The organism is Acetobacter malorum, assembly GCF_001580615.1.
GTDB classification, from domain to species: Bacteria; Pseudomonadota; Alphaproteobacteria; order Acetobacterales; family Acetobacteraceae; genus Acetobacter; species Acetobacter malorum.
In genome coordinates, this window is the sequence record NZ_LHZC01000042.1 from 42,007 (window position 1) to 61,027 (window position 19,021).

Genomic DNA, 19,021 nt, shown 5'->3' on the forward strand with positions numbered 1-19,021 from the left:
AAACACTCTTCTAAGCGAATAACGTTCCTGAAAGGGCGGTCGTCAGGCCCGGAACAGTCCTTTCCAGCGCCATTCCCGCACAATGTCTTCATGCAGGAGGCGGCGTTTTTCCCGCATGGTAGCGGCATCAAACAACCGGGCACGGGCACGGCCAGCCTGCCCTGCTTCCGCTCGTAGGGCTGGCGAGGTGATGAGGCGTTCCAGAACATCGGCCAGATCGTTCGGTTCATCCGGGTCCGCATACAATCCGGCATCCCCGACTACATCCGGCAGACCGCCCCGATGCGAGGCCACAACGGCTGCTCCGCATCCCATCGCTTCCAGAGCTGCCATACCAAACGGTTCCGGCCAGCGGCTGGGCACCGCCACCACGGCGGCCCAACTCATGGCCTGCATCACAGCCTCATGCGGCTGATAGCCGCGCAGCACCACACCGGCCTGTTCAGCCTGCGGACGCAAAGCGTTGAGAAACGGAGTCTCTGGCGAGTCGGGGCCGAAGCGATCAGCGCCAATCATCTCAGCGCGCCAGCCTGCATGCCGGGGCAGAACGCGGGCGCAGGCCGCCACAAAAGCATCGGCCCCTTTATCCGCCACAATGCGCCCGGCAAACAGCAGCACCGGGTCTCGCTGTTCCGCTGGCGGCGGTAAGGCAGAAAGATCCAGACTATTAGGCAGCACCCGCACGCAGGAGGTGACACCCGGACTGATAAAGCGCCCACGCACCCATTCTGAGACCGCGACCACCGCCACAGCCTGCCCCAGATGCTCACGCTCTGCCGCTGTACGGGCGCGCCGCATGCCACACGGGTCATTATGCAGCACCAGCACAATCGGCAGGCCGGGGCAGGCTTTGCGCAGAGCCAGAGCAACATCAGGCCGGTTATGGACTTCAATCAGATCAGGCCGGACAGACCGGGCCACACGCGCAACGCCCGCCGCATAACGCTGAATGCGACTGAAAGGCCGAAAGACTGGCACCACAGGCACAAACCGCACCCCGGCAAAGGGCTGCCCAACAGGCGGAAGCCCGACGACAGTTTCCGCACTCCCCGCCATGCGCCGCACCAGCAGCGCAATGGCCCCGGCCTCACCGGGTGCGAAACGTTCTCTCGGAGTCAGCACCGTCAGAACGCGCAAGGCTGAATGTGGGCCTTGCGCGCCTCGTTCTTCGGCAACTTCGGTCGGTGTGGGAGCCGTTGGCGAGCCCTCGCCGGGAAGCGCCGTCATATCTGGCAGAACATCACAGAAAAACGAGCCCGATCAGGCCAGAGATTCATAAACGTCCAGATACCAGTCTGTGGGTTCCTGCGCAGCCTGATCGTACCAGTCCTGCATCAACGGATGCTGGCGCACGGCCGCCATATACTGGCGGGAAACATCAGAAAGACCGGGCACATCGTAGGACAGAAATCGCGCCACAATGGGGGCATACATGGCATCGGCATTGCCAAACTCTGCCCCAAAGAGGAATGCGCCATCCTGCCCAAAACGTGTGCGGGCATCGGTCCAGAGGGCATCAATACGGGCGATGTCTTTCAACACGTCCTCATCAAACCCCGCAGCCGGCGGACGCTTATCGCGGCCCAGATTCATGGGCAGAGCAGCCCGCACAGCGCGGAAACCGGAATGCATTTCAGCAGAAATGGAGCGCGCAACCGCGCGGGCACAACGGTCAGCAGGCCAGAGATCGGGGTCCTGTTCCGCACAATATTCCGCAATAGAGAGCGAGTCCCACACCACGGCACCATGATGTTCCAGATACGGTACGCAGCCGTTGGGAGAGAGCGTTTTGAGTGCTGTCGTCTTGCCGCCACCGGCCAGAGGGATGACATCAATATCGACATTCAGCCCGGCCAGCCGGACCGAAAGCCAGCCCCGCAGAGACCATGAAGAATAGCGCTGCGTTCCAATAACCAGCCGTCCGTCTGCCATCTTTTCTCTCCTTCAGGCCGCCGACGTTGCCTCCGCCCGGCGAATAAAGCCGCCGCCCAGAATGCGGCTGCCATCATAAAACACACAGGCCTGACCGGGGGCGGGCATGGCGGGTTCTTCCAGCAGAACAGTCGCACCCTCCGCAGTCGGCACCACACGGGCCGGGCGGGGCTCTTCCCGCGCACGCATCTGCACGCGGCAGACCAGCCCTTCCGGCGGAGCGTCTACCAGCCAGTTCACATCCCGCACGGAAAGGGTGCTGACGTAAGATCCCTCACGCGGGCCAATCACCACGCGCTTGCGGCCCGGTTCCACACCGACAACCATCTGACGCTCACCATCCAGCCGGGCCGCGTTACCCAGCCGTTTGCTCTGGCCAACGGTAAAACGCATCACGCCTTCATGCTGGCCAACAACACGGCCGGCGCTATCCACAATCTCGCCGGGGCCAGCCATTTCGGGGTGCATTTTTTCCACGAGGTCCACATAGGACCCATCGCTGACAAAGCAGAGATCCTGACTGTCCGGCTTACCCGCCACAACCAGTCCGAAGCGCTCAGCTTCCTCACGCACAGCGGCCTTGTCCGGCATGTCGCCCAGCGGGAAACGCAGGAAATCCAGCTGTTCCCGCGTGGTGGCAAACAGGAACCAGGACTGGTCCCGCGCCTCATCAACCGGGCGGTGCAGTTCTGCCCCGTTCGGGCCTTCCACACGGCGCACATAGTGGCCGGTGGCCATGGCGTCGGCCCCGATTTCCTTCGCCAGCCCCAACAGGTCGGTAAATTTCACGCCCTGATTACAGGCCACGCAGGGGACCGGGGTTTCACCGGCTGCATAGGCATCGGCAAACCGCTCGATCACGCTGTCCTTAAACCGGCGTTCCGCATCAATCACATAATGCGGGAATCCCAGACGGTCGGCCACGGCACGGGCATCACGGATGTCCTGCCCGGCACAGCATGCGCCTTTTTTGGCCGCACCGCGGGAATCATAAAGCTGAAGGGTCGCTCCGATTACCTCGTGCCCTTCTGCCTGAAGGCGGGCGGCAACCACGGAACTGTCCACCCCCCCGGACATGGCCACAAGAATGCGCATCGGCGCGTCCCCTTTTTATCTGTAAACGGTGTTCAGGCCGTGCGCGGCAGGCGCACAACCAGACCATCCAGTGCTTCAGTCATGACAATCTGGCACCCAAGGCGGGACGTCTTTTCCAGACCAAAGGCCAGATCCAGCATATCTTCTTCATCATCCGTGGCGGCAGCCAGTTTCGGCGCCCAGGACGGGTCTACAACCACATGGCAGGTTGCGCAGGCCAGAGAGCCTTCACAGGCCCCTTCAAGATCAATGCCATGCTTGTGGGCAATTTCAAGCACAGAAAGGCCGAGCGGCGCATCAACCGTGCGTTCGGTTCCGTCCTGTTCAACAAACGTCATCTGGGGCATTCGTTTTTTATCCTGCCAAGGCTGTCTTTGTCATGGCGGCCTGCACCAGCCTGTCCGCCGCGCGCTCCGCCTCGGCGGCTGAGGTAAAACGTCCGGGGGAGAGACGCAAGCTTCTTCCGGCCTCATCCCGCCCCAGACCCATGGCCTCCAGCACATAAGACGGGGCGATTTCCGCCGAAGAACAGGCCGAGCCCAGAGACACAGCCAGCCCCGGCATGGCGGCAATCACCTCCAGCGCCTTTAGGCCTTCCGGCAGACGCAGACTAAATAAACCCGGCAAACGAGGTGCAGCGGCGGCATTGACCACGACCCCCGGCAGGCTGCGTTTCACGCGCGCCAGAAACACGTCCCGCAGATGCTCAAGATGGGCAGCATCTTTCGGCCCTTCTTCCCGCGCAATCCGGCAGGCCTCCCCGAATCCAGCCAGCAAAAAGCCCGGCAATGTGCCGGACCGCAGCCCGCGCTCCTGCCCTCCGCCAGAAAACAGAGGGTGCAACCGCACCCGTGGACGGCGGCGGACAAACAGCGCCCCGGCCCCTTTGGGACCGTAGAGTTTGTGCGAGGAAATAGACCCCAGAGCCAGACCCATTCGCCGCACATCGACCGGAATTTTCCCCGCTGCCTGCGCAAGGTCCGAATGCAGCAAGGCTCCGGCCTGCTCCACCAGCGGGGCGAGTGTTGCCAAATCCTGCAACACACCCGTCTCATTATTCGCCGCCATGATGGAAACCAGAGCAGTTGGCACCTCAAGCGCCTTTTGCAAAACAGCCGGGTCCAGCAGTCCGTTGGCGTCCACAGGCAGAATAACCGGCTCAAATCCTTCCTGAGCCAAGTCCCGCACGCTTTCCAGAACGCATTTATGTTCGGTAGCCACGGTAATCACGCGGCGGCGCGGGCTGCCCTGTGCGGCCAGATGGCGTGCAGCCCCTTTGATGGCCAGATTATTGGCCTCGGTCGCGCCGGATGTGAAAATAATCTCACGCGGGTCGGCCCCAATGAGGGCAGCAACTTCTGCGCGTGCCGTTTCCACCAGCGCCGCAGCCCTCTGGCCCGAAGCGTGGGTGCTGCTGTGCGGATTCCCGTTCTCTTCTTCAAGAGCGGTTAGCATCACGGCCCGCACGCGGGGGTCACACGGGGTGGTCGCCGCATGATCGAAATAAAGCTCGTCCATGTCCTCCCCTTTTTGGTTAGCCCGCAATGGTCGGGGCAGCACTTTGCGCCATGGCCCCATAAGCCCGGATAAACTGATTTATGTCGTCTTCCGTCACATTCCAGGGCAGGGACACACGAATGGCCTGCGCCGCAAGATCCCCAAGTCCCATGGCGTCCAGCACATGAGAGGCCGCAACCTTGCCGGATGAGCAGGCAGACCCAGCAGACACACACACGCCATCCAGATCCAGCCGCATCAACTGTCCCTGCGCCCTGCGCCCCGGCAAGGACAGATTGGTGGTGTTAGCCAACCGGGGTGCATCACCGCCATTCACCACAGCACCTGCGGCAACCGCCGCCTCTTCCAGCTTATCCCGCAACGCTGCAAGCAGCTGAGCAGGCTGAGCCAGAGACGCCTGCAAGGCTGCCGTCAGCCCCGCCAGTGCTGGCAATGGCGGCGTACCGCCACGGCGGCCCTGCTCCTGTCCGCCCCCTTCAAACAACGGGTCCAGACGCGCGGGAGCCGGACCTCGCAACAGCAAAGCCCCAGCACCTTTGGGGCCACCCATTTTGTGGCCAGACAGAGCAAGGCTATCCATGCCCATCTCTTCAACACACAACGCCATGCGGCCTGCGGCCTGCACGGCATCCACATGCACATGCGCGCCATGGATTCGGCAAAGGCGCACAATCTCCGCCATGGGGTGCAGAACACCCGTCTCGTTATTGGCCAGCATCAGACAGACAAAGGCGGACGGGCCGTCCTGCGCGAGTTCGGCTTCCAGCACATCCAGTCGCACCTGACCGGCAGCGTCCACGGGCAGCCACGCCAGCGGCGCGCCTGCTGGCACGCCCTTGCGCACGGCATCATGTTCCGTCTGCCCGACCAGAAAGCGCCTGCCCTGCCCCAGCCCGTGCATGGCCAGAACATTGGCCTCCGTTCCACCAGAGGTGAAAATACAATTCAGCGGGGCCACACCAAGGGTTTTTGCAACCTGATCCCGCGCGTCTTCCAGCACGGCCCGCGCCATGCGCCCGGCCCGATGGACGGAGGAGGGATTGCCTGTCAGATCAGCCGCTGCAAGCATGGCCTCGCGCGCTTCCGGCCGGAGCGGTTCCGTCGCGTTGGCATCCAGATAAATCCTACGCGGCGTCTCACTCCCGCTGCGCGTCCAGAGACTCATACTCTGCTCCTCTTTCCGGCCAGTTGCCGCTGCCCGATTGCCTTCACTTGTCCGTGCGTTCCCCTGCAAGGGGCACAAAACAGCCATTAGAACGATTTATGTGGAAATTATGATTGCACACCCCTTATAGAAGGGCACATGGTCGTTACCATACAGTGCAGCAAGGTGGGCCAGCATGGAGAGTCTGTTTTCCGGTGTCTTTGGTGGCCACAAGACAACACAGGAGCAGTATGCCCCTGCCAGCGACAAGGTCAATCTCAGATTTTGCGCCTCACCCCTTTTCCTGCCTCCTGCATGATACCATGTCCATAACAGACCTTTCTCAGCCGCGTCTTTCCTGCATGCGGCGGTGGGTGGCCTGTTTTACGAATGTTTTGCGGGCCGCCTGACCCGCCCGCACCGGCTTGTAGCGTGGCATCGCCGCCTGCCGGAGCATCTGCCAAACCGGGATGCGTCATGCCCACGGACGCATTTCAAAACAATGCGGAACCCGAATGCCTGAGGTTATGTTTGCCGGCCCGGACGGGCGTCTTGAAGGGCGTTACCACCATTCCAACCAGCCCAATGCCCCCTTAGCACTGGTGCTGCACCCGCACCCGCTGCATGGCGGCACAATGAACAACCGCATTACCTACGCTATGTACCGGTCCTTTGAAAAAATGGGCTTTTCGGTCATGCGCTACAACTCCCGTGGTGTCGGGCGGTCTCAGGGCCGGTATGACGGTGGGATTGGTGAAATTTCCGATGCCGCCGCCGCTCTGGACTGGATGCAGATGGTCAACCCGAATGCCAGCGGTCTGTGGATTGCGGGCTATTCCTTCGGGGCTTTTGTGGGCATGCAGTTGCTGATGCGCCGTCCGGAAATTACCGGCTGGATCAGCGTCGCACCCCCGGCCACCTATTATGATTTTGGTTTTCTGGCACCGTGCCCCTGTGGCGGCCTGATGATTGCAGGCGGCAAGGATGACATGGCTCCGGAACCGGCCATTCACAAACTGGTGGATAAGCTGAACACCCAGAAGGGTGTGACGGTCGACTACCGCGTGTTCCCCGATGCAGACCATATCTTTGCCAAACAGGCAGACAAGGTGACGGCTGCTCTGGAAGACCATGTGACGACAGCCATGGCACACCGCAACATGCCGCTGGCTGCTGACTGATTTCCTTATGCATGGGGCAGAGTGTCCGCACATCTGCCCCTGCATACCGAACCACCGCCTAATAAAGGCGTGCAGTTCGGTCGTTTAGATTACTTTCTGCGCGGATGCGCCAGTTCCCGCACCACGCCATGCAGCGTGCGCAGCTCCTGCTCCGTAACTTCCCCACGCGTGAAAAAGTGCCGCAGATTGCGAACCATGCCGGGGCGCTTCTGCTCGTTATGCAGGAAGCCGCACTCGTCCAGCTCCCGAATCAGATGCCCCATAAAGTTTTCCAGCTCACCTTTGGTGGCCACATGGGTCTCGTTGGTCATGAGTTCACGCGGCGCGGTCTGATCTTCCGCCATCCACCATTCATACGCCATGATCATGACGGCCTGCGCCAGATTGAGCGACATGAAGGCCGGGTTTAGCGGATAGCGAATGAGCGCATCCGCCCGCGCCATATCCTCATTATCCAGCCCGGCACGTTCCGGCCCAAACAGCAGCCCGACTTTGAGGCCCCGATTGGTGGCCGCGCGCAATTCCGCTGCCCCACCGCGTGCCGTCATCACCGTTTTGACGATGTGGCGCGGACGCGGACAGGTGGCGAAAACGTGGTGCAGATCGGCAATAGCGTCATCCACGCTCTCATGCACCGTGGCTGCTTCCAGAATCCGGTCTGCGCCTGAGGCGGTGCGCCAGGCGCGGTCCTGCGGCCAGCCATCCCGCGGGCTGACCAGCCGGAGGTGAAACAGCCCACCATTGGCCATGGCCCGCGCGGTGGTGCCAATATTTTCCGCAAGCTGCGGACGCACCAGAATGACAACCGGCGTGTTGCCAACGGGCTCCAGCGGAGCCCCGCCGTCACGCCCGGTCATGCCCGCCTCCAGATGGTGCCGTCTTTCGTATCTTCAAGCACAATCCCCTGCCCCTGTAGCTGGTCACGCAAGGCATCCGCCTTTGCAAAATCGCGGGCCTTTTTGGCAGCTGCACGCTCGGCAATCAGGCCGTCGATTTCTGCATCTTCGTCAGAACTGTCGCCCTTGAACCATTTTTCAGGGTCTTCCTGCAAAAGCCCAAGCATACCCGCGCCAGCTTTCAGAGCCCCGGCGGCCTGTCTGTCACCCGCCAGCGCCTGACCGGCAAGAGCATGCAGTTCAGCAATGGCCATCGGCGTGTTCAGATCTTCCGCCAGCGCCTTCATGACGCCTTCCGACGGAGCAACCTCCGGCACAGGGCCTGCAGCCAGAGCGCGATAGAACCGGTCCAGCACCTTGCGGGATTCCTGCAAGCCAGCCTGCGTATAGTTCAGCGTAGAGCGGTAATGCGCCCCCAGCAGCAGCAGGCGGAGGGCCTCCGCCGGAGCCTGTTTCAGCACGTCCCGAATCGTCAGGAAGTTGCCGAGTGATTTCGACATCTTCTCGCCTTCAACGAGAAGCATGGCGTTATGCACCCAGTAATTGGCGAACTTACCCTGCGGGAAGCAGCACAGGCTCTGGGCGCGCTCATTCTCATGGTGGGGGAACAGGAGGTCCGACCCACCACCGTGAATATCAAAGCTTTCACCCAGATAGCGGTGCGACATGGCCGAGCATTCAATATGCCAGCCCGGACGCCCGCGACCCCACGGGCTTTCCCAGCCCGGCTGATCTGCATCGGAGGGTTTCCAGAGCACAAAGTCACCCGGATTTTTCTTGTAGCCCGCTACTTCCACACGGGCACCAGCCACCAGATCTTCCGGGTCCCGGCCAGACAATGCGCCGTAAGACGGGAAAGACGCGACCGAGAACAGCACATGACCATCCGCCTCATAGGCGTGGCCGTTTTCAATCAGGCGGGCAATCAGCGCCTGCATTTCACCAATGTTATGCGTGGCGCGCGGTTCAATATCCGGCGGCAGCACGTTCATGGCGGCCAAATCCTGATGAAACTCTTCCGTGGTACGCTGCGTGAGGGAGCCAATATCTTCCCCATTGGCGCGGGCACGGGCGGTGATCTTATCATCCACATCCGTGATGTTGCGCACAAAGGTTACACGCGGATAGGCATGGCGCAGGAACCGCACCAGCACGTCAGCCGTCAGCATGGCGCGCAGGTTGCCAATATGGGCCAGATCATAGACCGTGGGTCCACAATAATAGACTTTCACATGCTCCGGATCGAGCGGCGTGAACGGCACGGTCGCGCGGCGCTGACTATCGTGCAGAGAGAGTGCTGGCAAAGATGCTGAGGCAGAGTGCGACATAAGCGACTAGATGCGCCAGCGTGTGGTTCGATGCAATATCCGCACAACCAAAAAACTGCGGGAAGATCGAAAACCGGATCTTGACGCGCCGCGCGTTTTACAGTTTTAATCCGCCCCTGCACGTAACGTGCTGTGCCCTTATAGCTCAGTGGTAGAGCAACCGCCTTGTAAGCGGTAGGTCTTCAGTTCAAATCTGAATGGGGGCACCATTCTTTCCTATTTTCAAAAAATGCTGTTTTGCCTGCTCTTAATGAGCCAGAGGCGCGCTTTTACGCGCCCGGTTTCCAGCCATCCTGTGTCAGCGCTACACCAGCCAGATACAGGCTGCCGCAAATCAGCACCCGGGCGGGTTTGCCGTCTGACTGGGCTTTGAGGCCTTCCAACGCTTTTACCAGTGTCGGGCCAACCTGTGCCTTGCCTGCTGAGGCCTCGACAATTGCTTCAACCGGCAAAGCCAGATGCTGCGTGGGTTCACTAATAGCCCACAGCGTGGTGGCGTAAGGCAGAACCGGGTTCAGAAAGCCCGTGGCATCCTTGGTTTGCTTCATGCCGACCAGCAGGTGCAGAGGCTCGTCGCCCCATTTCTGCAATTCCTGCGCCAGTGCATGACCCGCGCCGGGATTGTGCCCCCCATCCAGCCACAACTCCCATCCTGCAGGCAGGCTTTCCGCCAGTTTCCCGTGCAGACGCTGCATGCGTGCAGGCCACGAGACCTTGCCCACGCCCTGCCAGCCCGCATCCGGCACGCTCAGGCCAGAAACACGCAGAGCCTCCACCGCCAGACCAGCATTTTCCATCTGCCATGGGCCAGTAAGAGCAGGAGCCGGCAGCGTGAGCGTCCCTTGGGAATCGGTAAAAATCAGACTGCCCTCTGGCGCGGAAACACCCGCAGAAGCGGCAGCCGCAATCTGCCAGGCCTCACCACGACAGGCGAGCGGCGCGCCCACCTTGCGGGCTTCCGCTTCCAGCACATGCCGCACGGCATCCGGCTGCGCGCCGGTTACGGCAGGCACACCGGGTTTGAAAATGCCGGCTTTTTCAGCGGCAATCGCTTCCAGCGTGTTCCCCAGAAATGCTTCATGATCCATGGAAACAGAGGTGACGATGCAGGCAGCCGGGTGCTTAAGCACATTGGTGGCGTCACACCGGCCACCCAGACCAACCTCGATAATGGCTAATTCCGCCGGATGGCGCGAGAACAGCAGGAAGCCCGCTGCCGTCAGCACCTCAAACACAGTGATAGGCGCGCCCGCGTTGACCTGCTCGATTTCTTCCAGTGTGGAGACCAGTTCGGCCTCGCTCACCAGCTTTCCGGCAATGCGGAACCGCTCCGTCACATCCACCAGATGGGGGGACGTCATCACATGCACGCGCCAGCCAGCCGCCTCGCCAATAGCGCGCAGCGTGGCGCAAGTGCTGCCTTTGCCGTTGGTGCCCGCCACATGGATAACGGGCGGCAATTTATCTTCCGGGTGGCCCAGCTTACCAAGCAGGGTTTCCAGCCGCCCGAGCGAGAGATCAATCAACGCCGGGTAAAGGCTGTTCAGCCGTTCCAAGACTTCTCCGGTACGGCCGGAAAACTCAGTCGTCGGCGCAGAGCCGCCAGAAGAGGATGTCACGCGCCAATCGCTCAGGCAGCCGGGGCCGCAGGAGCGGCGTCCGGTACAACCGTAGCGGCAGGCGTGGGCGCAACCTTATCACCGTCCGGCGTAACAGGCGTGCGCATCAGCAAGCCAATGATCCGGGCCAGCGTTTCCCGCATATCTTTGCGCTTCACCACCATGTCCAGCATGCCGTGGTCCAGCAGATATTCAGACCGCTGGAAGCCTTCGGGCAGCTTTTCGCGCACCGTATCTTCAATCACGCGCGGGCCAGCAAAGCCGATAAGAGCATTGGGCTCGGCAATCTGCACATCGCCCAGCATAGCGAAGGAGGCCGTCACCCCACCCGTGGTCGGGTTGGTCAGCACCACAATATAAGGCAGGCCCGCTTCTTTGAGCATCTGCACGCCAATGGTGGTGCGCGGCATCTGCATCAGGCTGATCGCACCTTCCTGCATACGCGCGCCGCCAGAGGCCGTGAAAATGACCAGAGGAGACTTCTGCAACACGGCCAGACGCGCGGCGGCCACAAAGCGCTCACCAAAGGCAGCGCCCATGGTGCCGGCCATGAATTCAAACGCCATGACACCCACAACGCTCGGGTGCCCGCCAATAGTGCCGTGGGCCACAATCAGGGATTCATCCAGCTGACTCTTGGCGCGGGCGTCTTTCAGGCGGTCGGTATATTTTTTCTGGTCACGGAAGCCCAGCGGGTCCACCGGGGCAGGCGGCAGTTCGATCCGGGTGCATTCCCCGTTATCAAACGTCCACGCCAGACGGTCAGCCACCGGCGCTTTCATGTGGTGCCCGCAATGGGGGCACACATTCAGGTTACGGTGCAGTTCCTTGGTCAGAACCATCTGACTGCAGGACTCGCAGTTGGTCCACAGATTATCCGGCACGTCACGACGCAGCAGGCCGCGAATTTTGGGACGGACGTATTCGGTGATCCAGCTCATTTTGAACCCTGCAACTGCGATAAATCAAAAAATGGGAACATAGCCCTGTTGCAGCGTGCCTTACGCTGCTTGCGCCGTCCTGCCAAGCATTATGGCCCGGCGGGACGGCGCATCAGACTGGGAGATGCGCCTTACAGAGCGCCTTCAACCCAGGCTTTCAGCTGGCTTTTGGGCAGTGCGCCCACCTTGGTGTCCAGCACCTGACCATCACGCACCAGCATCAGGGTCGGGATGCTGCGCACGCCGTAGGTGTTGGGGGAGACGGGGTTATCATCAATGTTGATCTTGGCCACCGTCAGCTTACCGGCAAAGTCCTTGCCGAGTTCTTCAAGCGCCGGGCCGATCATCTTGCACGGGCCGCACCACTCTGCCCAGAAATCAACCAGCACCAGACCAGAGGCCTTGAGCACATCGGCATCAAAGCTGGAATCTGTAACAGCACGTGTATGTTCACTCATGGATTATCTCTTCCTTGGTTTAAGGGACGGATCACGCAGGTGCGTCGTGCAGGGCCAAACCCAGCTGCGTGCAAACGGTTCCCCATCCACTTCTGTGTCTCTCTACACTTAAGGGGCCAGCGCATCCGGTCAAGATGCGCTGTAGGGGCCGCCCCCCGGTGCATGCAGATCCAGCAAGGCATCGGGCAGCACATCCGCGCGCGGCCCTTCCGTCCAGACCAGCACACATCGCACCGGTTTATCGGGATACAACCCCTGCAACAAAGCCCGGTAGGCCGCCATCTGGCGCAGATACAACACTGGTGTTGCCGCCACCGTGCGCGGCGTGTGCCGCCCGGTTTTGAAGTCACACACCAGCACCTTGTCCGGCAGCAGAATCATGCGGTCCACCTGCCCCACAATCACCTGCCCGCCTGCCACACCGGCCAGACGCTGCTCAGCCCGCGCCTGCGAGGAGAACAAGGGCGCCAGATCCGGCAACGCCAGTACGCTCAGCACCTGTTCAGCCAGAGCTTGCGCCTCATCAGGCTTCAACCCGCTGGCAGGCCGCCCCAGCCAGGCATAGGCCATCTCGGCCTGCTGCTCCGGTGAATAAGCAGGTAGATACTGTAAGAGAGCATGCACCAGCGTGCCGCGCCGGAAAGCGGCCTCACGCGCTGCAGCGGGCGTGACCGTAGCCACATCCAGCGGAGAACGGACCGGGGGCAATGGCCCCAGCATGGCATCATCCGGGCGGCTGGGGGCCAGAGGCCGAGCCAATGGAGCATCCGGCACCGGCGGCGCGCCTTGCCATGTCGGGGCATGCCCCAGCCATGCAGGCAGAGCTGGCGGAGAGGCCGCAACCGGTAGCTGACTGGCTGACTGCTCTTGCAGGCTTTCTTTGAGGCCACGCGGCTGGGGCTTTTCCTCCAGAACCAGCATTTCGCCCGTCCAGCCGCCCGCATCCCACTCCTGCGGCACAGCACCGACGACTTCAAACCCCTTGCGGCACCGTTCATACCAGCTTTCAGGCGGCACCACGCGCCCCGGCTTCCAGCCACAGACCACCAGACGCTCTGCGGCACGCGTAAGCGCCACATAGAGCAGGCGGTTATATTCCTCGATCGCACTGGCCTGCATGGCCGCCCGCAATTTTTGCGTCACGCTTACGGCCAGCGCACCCCGTGGCACATAAAGCGGCACGTCCAGCCCGGTTGGACCGTCCTTCACCCAGAACAGACGATCCTCAAACCGGGGTGTGCCCACCGTATCGGGCAGAATGACCAGCCGCGCCTGCAACCCCTTCGCCCCATGCGCGGTCATGACGCGCACAGCATCCCCCCCGGCTTCCGCTTCACGCTTTACCGTTTCTTCCGAATTGCGCAGCCAGTGCAGAAAGCCCTGCAAGGATGGCGGATGCATATCCTGATAGCGCAGAGCCGCCGAAAGCAGTTCATCAATCGACTCGGCAGCCTCCGGCCCCAGACGGGCCAGCAACCGTGCGCGACCACCGGAACGCCCCAGCGCCTCGGACAGCAGTTCATGCGGGGTCAGATAATCCACGCGCCGGAACAGGCCATCCAGCATCTGCCAGGCCTGCGTCCAGTCTGGCCGTTCCGTGTGATGCTCCCGCAAGGCGGACCAGAGCGGCTCCGCCTTACCGCGCCCGGTCGCCAGCACCATCAGGCTCTCATCGGAGAGGCCACCTAAAGGAGACGTCAGCACACACGCCAGCGTCAGATCATCCTGCGGCAGCAGCAGCGCTCCGCAGAGTGCCATCAGATCCTGCACAGCCAGCTGGTCAGCCAGCCCTGTGCGCACCAGAGTCGCAACCGGCACATTTTCCGTTTTCAGAGCACGAATCAGCGCCGTGACAAACGAGGACCGACGCGGCACCAGCACCAGCACATCACCCGGCGTCAGCGGTGCCGCGCCCTCTTCCGGGGGTGAGTTCAATTGCCGCGCAATAAAACGTGCCAGTGTATCAGCCAGTTTCTGCTGCGGGTTCTGGCGGGTGGTATTGGCGGTTGGGGGCTTCCACGGACTAAGGGCGTCTTCCTCATCCATCTGCGCCTCAGCCAGCGGCCACAGTTCCACGCGCCCCCCTTCGCCCGGTCGGGCCGTGAGGTGGCGCATGGCACGGCCATCTTCTTCCGCCACGCCTCGCGCCGCATCCGGCACGGAAAACACGGCATCCACCAAAGCAAGAACCGGAGCGGTGGAGCGGAAAGACACTGTCAGATCCGGCTCCTGCCAGGGCAGAGATGCAAAAGCCGCCCGGTTTTTAAATTCCCGCCGCCACAGACGGAAAGATTCCGGGTCGGCACCCTGAAAACCGTAGATAGACTGTTTATAATCGCCCACAGCAAAGACGGTGCGTGGCCCCTGCTCCCGCGTATGCGTGCCTTCACCCGCAAAAAATTCTGCTGTCAGATCCCCTGCAATACGCCACTGTTCTTGTGAGGTATCCTGCACCTCATCCAACAGCAGATGGTCAATCCCACCATCCAGTTTATACAACACCCACGCAGCACCCGGTTGTTGCAAAAGACCAAGTGTACGACGGATAAGATCATCATACTCCACAAGGCCGCGCTGACTCTTGCGAATATCATACAAAGCCGCAACCGGAGCCGCTGTTTTCAACAACGCCAGACCAAGCCGTGCCAGCCGTCTGGCCCGCAAGGCTTCTTCCACTTCAAGAATTCGCGCAGCTTCCCGTTCAAGAGCCGTCGCCAGATCTGCGTAATCATTTGCAAGTTTGGTCGTAATCAAACCCCTTTTGCGGGGTTTTCCATCCTTTGTAAGCAGAGCATTCCGCCATACATCCCACTGCGCAGCCCGCTCCGCAGGCGGCAAAGCCAGCCAGTCCAGAAGACGATACGCCGTCGCCTTAACGGTCTCCGTCCCCTTTTCCACCAGTGTAGGAATATGCGCCCGCAAGCGCTCCTCACCCGGAAAATTCGTGCACGCGTCTTGAATTTGCGCAGCATCACTTCCCTTCAACGCCCCCTGCGGTAACCCTAACACGCGGCAAAGAATGGTAGGCAGCAGGGCTGGCAGCTTCAGCACCCGCTCCCGAATAGCTTCCGCCCGGGAATCATGCCTGAGTGCGCCAACCAGATTAACGAAATCCCCGAGGCTGATCTGGCCGGCCAGAGGGGCAATGCTTTGTGTCGGGCTATTCCCCAGCACCGTTTCCACACACCCCTGCAAGGCCAGCGTGGCATCGGTTTCTTCCATGACAGTGAAATGCGGGTTCATGGCTGCTTCCAGCGGGAAGCGCCGTAGCAGCGACTGACAGAAGGCGTGAATGGTGCCAATGCGCATCCCGCCCGGAAGATCCAGAACCTCTGCAAATAATGCCCGAGCTTGCCTGCGTGTTTCTGCAGTGCACGGAACAGATAATCCCTGCAATTCCTTGTTCAGGGCCTCATCCGGCAACGTCACCCAGCGGCCAAGGCGAGTCTGGAGCCGGATGGCCATTTCTGCGGCAGCGGCCTTGGTAAAGGTCAGGCACAAAATCCGGGCTGGGGGGCTGCCCGGCAAAACCTCTCCGCCTGCGGGATTGGAGCGTGGCAGCATCAGCCGAAGCAGACGGTCAATCAGCAGTTTGGTTTTACCACTCCCTGCGGACGCCGAGACAAAAACCGATGCCGTCGGGTCAGACGCCAGAGCCTGCTGACGGTTAGCCTGGTCAATCGCTTCAGAAAATGCAGGATTTTTTAACATACTTTGGCTGCCACTCATGCCTCATCCTCCACCCGCGCCGTGTTCCACTCCGGCACCCGGGCCAGACGCGCGTAATCCGCAAAACGCGGTTCCCGACCGGGGTGTGGGTGCGACAGATAAGGTTGTGCCGGGTTGTCATACGCGCAGATACGGTCCCGCAGGCTCTGCCATGTCTGCTCCGCCAAGGCCGTGAGAGAGGCCTCCCCTTCCGGCTTGATCGCCACTTCCTCACCAGGGTCAGCTCCCCCGGTCAGCCGCCAGTACACCAGACCGGCAATATCCGCCGCACCGGGCAGACTGGAAAAGCCACCTCGCAAAATCATTGCAGCTTCCAGGGGTAATTGCGGACTCCAGCCGGAGCGCACATCCCGCACGGACGGCAGCGTGCCGGTTTTGTAGTCGCGCACAATCACGCGGCCTTCCGCATCGTAATCAATCCGGTCCGCACGCCCGACCAGCCGGAACGCGCCATGCGGCGCATCCAGAATATCCACTTGTCCTCTGGATTCCGTGCGAATAGCAGCGGGCGTTCCCGTCCCCTCCCGCAAAGCCGATTCCGCATGCGCCACCCATGAGGCAATACGCATCAGCCGGGGCTCCCACCATGCCTGCAACGCCGGACGCAGCGTGCGTTTAAGCAAGGCTTTCCGGAAAGCCTCCTGCAACCCGGCTTCCGCCTGCGGGGGCCATGTTATGCCATGCATCCGGAACCAGTCTTCCAGCGCATCATGCACAATCATCCCATAATCTGAGGCGTCAGCTGCTTCTTCCAGTTCCGGTAAAGGCTGAAGTTTCAAAACATGACGCGCGTAAATAGCGTACGGATCACGCATCCATGTCTCGATTTCCGTCACGCTCAACCGGCGAGGACGCAAAGCAACTGGCGGTGTGGGCCGAGGCGGCGCGACAGGCTGCGCCGGGCCATCCGGCCGGTCCAGCACCTGCAACCAGTCCAGTGCAGGATGATGCGGAACAGCCAGACCACGCCCGGATAAAAACGCATCCAGACGAGAAATCCAGCGGGCCGGCACCACAGGTGCACCATCACGCCGACGCGGGCAGGACAGCACAACCTCCCCCGCAGCAGCAGCACTGGCAAAAAAGTCATGCGCGGCCTGCCCTACTCCCTGTTCTGGCGAAGGCAGGCCGACGCGCTGGCGCATGGGGCGACTCATCCACGGTCCGGCATCTGCCGCAGGGGGCCAGATATTTTCTGCAAGTCCACCCAGAACAACCACATCCGCCGTCTGCAATCGGGCTTCGAACAAACCCCAGATCAATACACGCGGATGCAGGGCAGCATGCTCCACCCCACGCCGCACGGCCACGCGATCTTCCGCCAGCACAGCGCTCAGCAATCCATCCAGCACAGCAGGTGGCTGCGGTGGCAGAACATCAGACGCCATCATCAGTTCCGTCAGGCGACCGGCCAGCAGGTTCCCCTCCTCTCCGCTCCACAACCGTTTTGCCGCGTCCTCATCTTCCGTTTTTACAAGCCGTTCGACAGCCTGAATCAAGGCGGCCAGCAAATCCGGCACGGGCTCCCGGTGACTGAAATCGGGCGTCTCGCCCGCTGGGCCGGGCTGAGCCTCAGTCTCTACCCTTTCCGGATCTCCATACGCTTCCGGGCCCAGATCATCTGTCAGCGGCGTTCCCTCTCCTGCACTGGCAACCCAGCCATCCCACGGCAAAATCGGTTCCAGACAAAAAGCCAGACGATCCATAAAGGTTTCCAGAGGTTCTGGTCCGTAAGGACGGTCTGCCTCAGCCCCACCTTCTGCGCGCGCTGAGGCCCGCTCGTCTTTTGCATGGTCTTTAAGAACAGCTGTCACCGCCGTGCGCAATGCGGCAAATCCGGGCGGGGGAGCCGGACCGCGCAACACCGTTCGTTCCAAAAGACGGGCTGAGGCACGGCACACGCCCATGGAAAGACCACATGCCACCAAAGGGTGTTTCAAAACAGATAAGACCGATACCGGAGAAAACCGGTTTTCGATCATCTGCGCAACAAGCCGCAGTAGCACGGCACCGGGTGTTTCAATAAGAGAGGCACCGGCACTATCATCCGCCAGCACGCCCCAACGGGCCAGTTCAGTCGCGACACGGGCTGCAAGCGCACGATCGGGCGTGACCAATGCCACCCGCTTACCGGGTGTTTCGACTACGTTGCGCAAAATCATCGCAATCGCCACAGCTTCTTCCTGCTGGTCTGCTGCGTCCAGCCGGGAAACCTGCGCCAGATTGGTAGGGCCGGCTTTTGCCCAGTCTTCCAGAGCTGAGGCTGGTAGCAACGCCCGGAAGAGCACCTGTGCCCGCTCTGGAAATCCTCCCTCAGCATCCCAGAGTTCAACATCTGCCCGCACCACATCCAGCGAGGCCAGAAGATAGCTGAGACCGGCCTGCGGATGACTATCCGGCAACTGCACAAACGTCTCTTCCGGCATCTCCAGATCCAGACCCGGCAGAATTACGCGGCCACCCGGACACGCCATCACCGCCCGCAAGGCTTCCGCCGTTGCAGGCATGACATTGGTAAAACCTGCTGCCCAGACGGGTGTTGTATCCCCCCGTGCCGCCTGCTCCTCCCAAAGCCGCGCCTGCGCGCGGAGCAACGTGACCTGACGCGCGACCGGGTTCATCACCTGCTGGCTCGCCAGCCATTTCGGCCAGGCACGTGTCACAATTTCCAGAAACTTCAGGATAACCTGCCAGTGTTCCGCAAAGTTTTCCTGCACCGCCTCCGGCAGACGTGTCGGCAGATCGACATCCGCCCATTCAGCCTCATCCATCAGATCGGCTAAAGCTTTGGCCAGAGGCCACGCCTGATCCAGCGTGGGCCGGGTGCCAAATGCCCCTTCCGCCTGCAACACCAGCCGCGTCAGCACGGCAAGGCGCGTCATACCAGCAACCGCCGGGGGCAGGTCAAACCCGGCAGTGCCTCCCAGATCGGAAGACAACCCCAGTTCCGCTTCATCCAGCGCACTGATGGGCAGAATACGCGGCAGCAACATGGCGCGGCCATCCATCTGCCGCAGGAACGCTTCTGTCAGACCACGCGCAGCACGACGACCGGGGAGGATAATTGTCCCCTCTCCCACAGCCTCCGGGTCATGCCCGGCGGCCTGAAGCCAGCGCGCAGCAAGCTGGTCGAGAAACGGCAGATGCGCCGGAATTGTCGCAAGGCTCATGGTAAAACCT

The 19,021-nt window shown here is 61.4% G+C and carries 14 protein-coding genes and 1 tRNA gene; 2 read left to right on the top strand and 13 right to left on the bottom strand.

Going from position 1 to position 19,021, the window contains the following annotated elements:
- Positions 1 to 42 precede the first annotated feature (42 nt).
- The 6 genes from AD930_RS04645 to AD930_RS04670 are packed head-to-tail and all read right to left on the bottom strand — an operon-like array spanning position 43 to position 5,710.
- Positions 43 to 1,227 (bottom strand): glycosyltransferase family 4 protein, encoded by a 1,185-nt coding sequence (locus AD930_RS04645; protein WP_082781704.1) that lies wholly within the window; start codon positions 1,225 to 1,227, stop codon positions 43 to 45.
- Between the two features lie 33 nt (positions 1,228 to 1,260).
- Positions 1,261 to 1,932 carry a glutathione S-transferase gene (locus tag AD930_RS04650; protein WP_061505310.1) on the bottom strand — a complete coding sequence of 224 codons (672 nt, stop codon included), beginning with the start codon at positions 1,930 to 1,932 and terminating at the stop codon, positions 1,261 to 1,263.
- A 12-nt stretch (positions 1,933 to 1,944) separates the two neighbouring features.
- The gene (gene mnmA, locus AD930_RS04655; protein WP_043549911.1) at positions 1,945 to 3,027 is read right to left on the bottom strand and encodes a tRNA 2-thiouridine(34) synthase MnmA; all 1,083 of its coding nucleotides are present in this window, start codon (positions 3,025 to 3,027) and stop codon (positions 1,945 to 1,947) included.
- Between the two features lie 32 nt (positions 3,028 to 3,059).
- Positions 3,060 to 3,374, bottom strand: a complete 315-nt coding sequence (locus AD930_RS04660; protein WP_043549910.1) for a ferredoxin family 2Fe-2S iron-sulfur cluster binding protein — start codon at positions 3,372 to 3,374, stop codon at positions 3,060 to 3,062.
- A gap of 7 nt (positions 3,375 to 3,381) precedes the next feature.
- Positions 3,382 to 4,545 (bottom strand): cysteine desulfurase family protein, encoded by a 1,164-nt coding sequence (locus tag AD930_RS04665; RefSeq protein WP_061505311.1) that lies wholly within the window; start codon positions 4,543 to 4,545, stop codon positions 3,382 to 3,384.
- A gap of 16 nt (positions 4,546 to 4,561) precedes the next feature.
- Positions 4,562 to 5,710 (bottom strand): cysteine desulfurase family protein, encoded by a 1,149-nt coding sequence (locus tag AD930_RS04670; protein WP_061505312.1) that lies wholly within the window; start codon positions 5,708 to 5,710, stop codon positions 4,562 to 4,564.
- Positions 5,711 to 6,204: 494 nt separating this feature from the next.
- Here AD930_RS04670 and AD930_RS04675 point away from each other — a divergent pair, with 494 nt between their 5' ends.
- Entirely contained in the window at positions 6,205 to 6,870 is a 666-nt protein-coding gene (locus AD930_RS04675; protein ID WP_025828379.1) for an alpha/beta hydrolase, read from the top strand.
- An 89-nt stretch (positions 6,871 to 6,959) separates the two neighbouring features.
- On the opposite strand, the gene AD930_RS04680 is transcribed toward AD930_RS04675, so the two are convergent.
- Together AD930_RS04680 and cysS are read right to left on the bottom strand one after the other, a co-directional pair.
- Positions 6,960 to 7,727, bottom strand: coding sequence for an RNA methyltransferase (locus AD930_RS04680; RefSeq protein WP_082781705.1), 768 nt, complete (start codon positions 7,725 to 7,727; stop codon positions 6,960 to 6,962).
- Positions 7,724 to 9,094: a cysteine--tRNA ligase gene (cysS, locus tag AD930_RS04685; RefSeq protein WP_061505314.1), complete on the bottom strand. Its 1,371-nt coding sequence runs from the start codon at positions 9,092 to 9,094 to the stop codon at positions 7,724 to 7,726. The genes AD930_RS04680 and cysS overlap by 4 nt, the downstream gene beginning before the upstream one ends.
- A 134-nt stretch (positions 9,095 to 9,228) precedes the next feature.
- Between cysS and AD930_RS04690 the strand changes: the two genes are divergently transcribed.
- Positions 9,229 to 9,303, top strand: a tRNA-Thr gene (locus AD930_RS04690).
- A 60-nt stretch (positions 9,304 to 9,363) separates the two neighbouring features.
- Here AD930_RS04690 and AD930_RS04695 read toward each other — a convergent pair.
- The 5 genes from AD930_RS04695 to AD930_RS04715 form a co-directional block, all read right to left on the bottom strand.
- Complete coding sequence (locus AD930_RS04695) at positions 9,364 to 10,713, bottom strand: bifunctional folylpolyglutamate synthase/dihydrofolate synthase (protein WP_061505315.1); 1,350 nt, start codon at positions 10,711 to 10,713, stop codon at positions 9,364 to 9,366.
- Between the two features lie 11 nt (positions 10,714 to 10,724).
- Positions 10,725 to 11,654, bottom strand: a complete 930-nt coding sequence (gene accD, locus AD930_RS04700; RefSeq protein ID WP_061505316.1) for an acetyl-CoA carboxylase, carboxyltransferase subunit beta — start codon at positions 11,652 to 11,654, stop codon at positions 10,725 to 10,727.
- A gap of 131 nt (positions 11,655 to 11,785) precedes the next feature.
- The gene (gene trxA / locus AD930_RS04705; RefSeq protein WP_043549901.1) at positions 11,786 to 12,112 is read right to left on the bottom strand and encodes a thioredoxin TrxA; all 327 of its coding nucleotides are present in this window, start codon (positions 12,110 to 12,112) and stop codon (positions 11,786 to 11,788) included.
- 129 nt (positions 12,113 to 12,241) lie between these two features.
- Entirely contained in the window at positions 12,242 to 15,841 is a 3,600-nt protein-coding gene (addA, locus tag AD930_RS04710) for a double-strand break repair helicase AddA (protein ID WP_244150493.1), read from the bottom strand.
- The gene (locus AD930_RS04715; protein WP_061505317.1) at positions 15,838 to 19,011 is read right to left on the bottom strand and encodes a PD-(D/E)XK nuclease family protein; all 3,174 of its coding nucleotides are present in this window, start codon (positions 19,009 to 19,011) and stop codon (positions 15,838 to 15,840) included. Before AD930_RS04715 ends, addA begins: the two co-directional genes overlap by 4 nt.
- Positions 19,012 to 19,021: the final 10 nt, after the last annotated feature.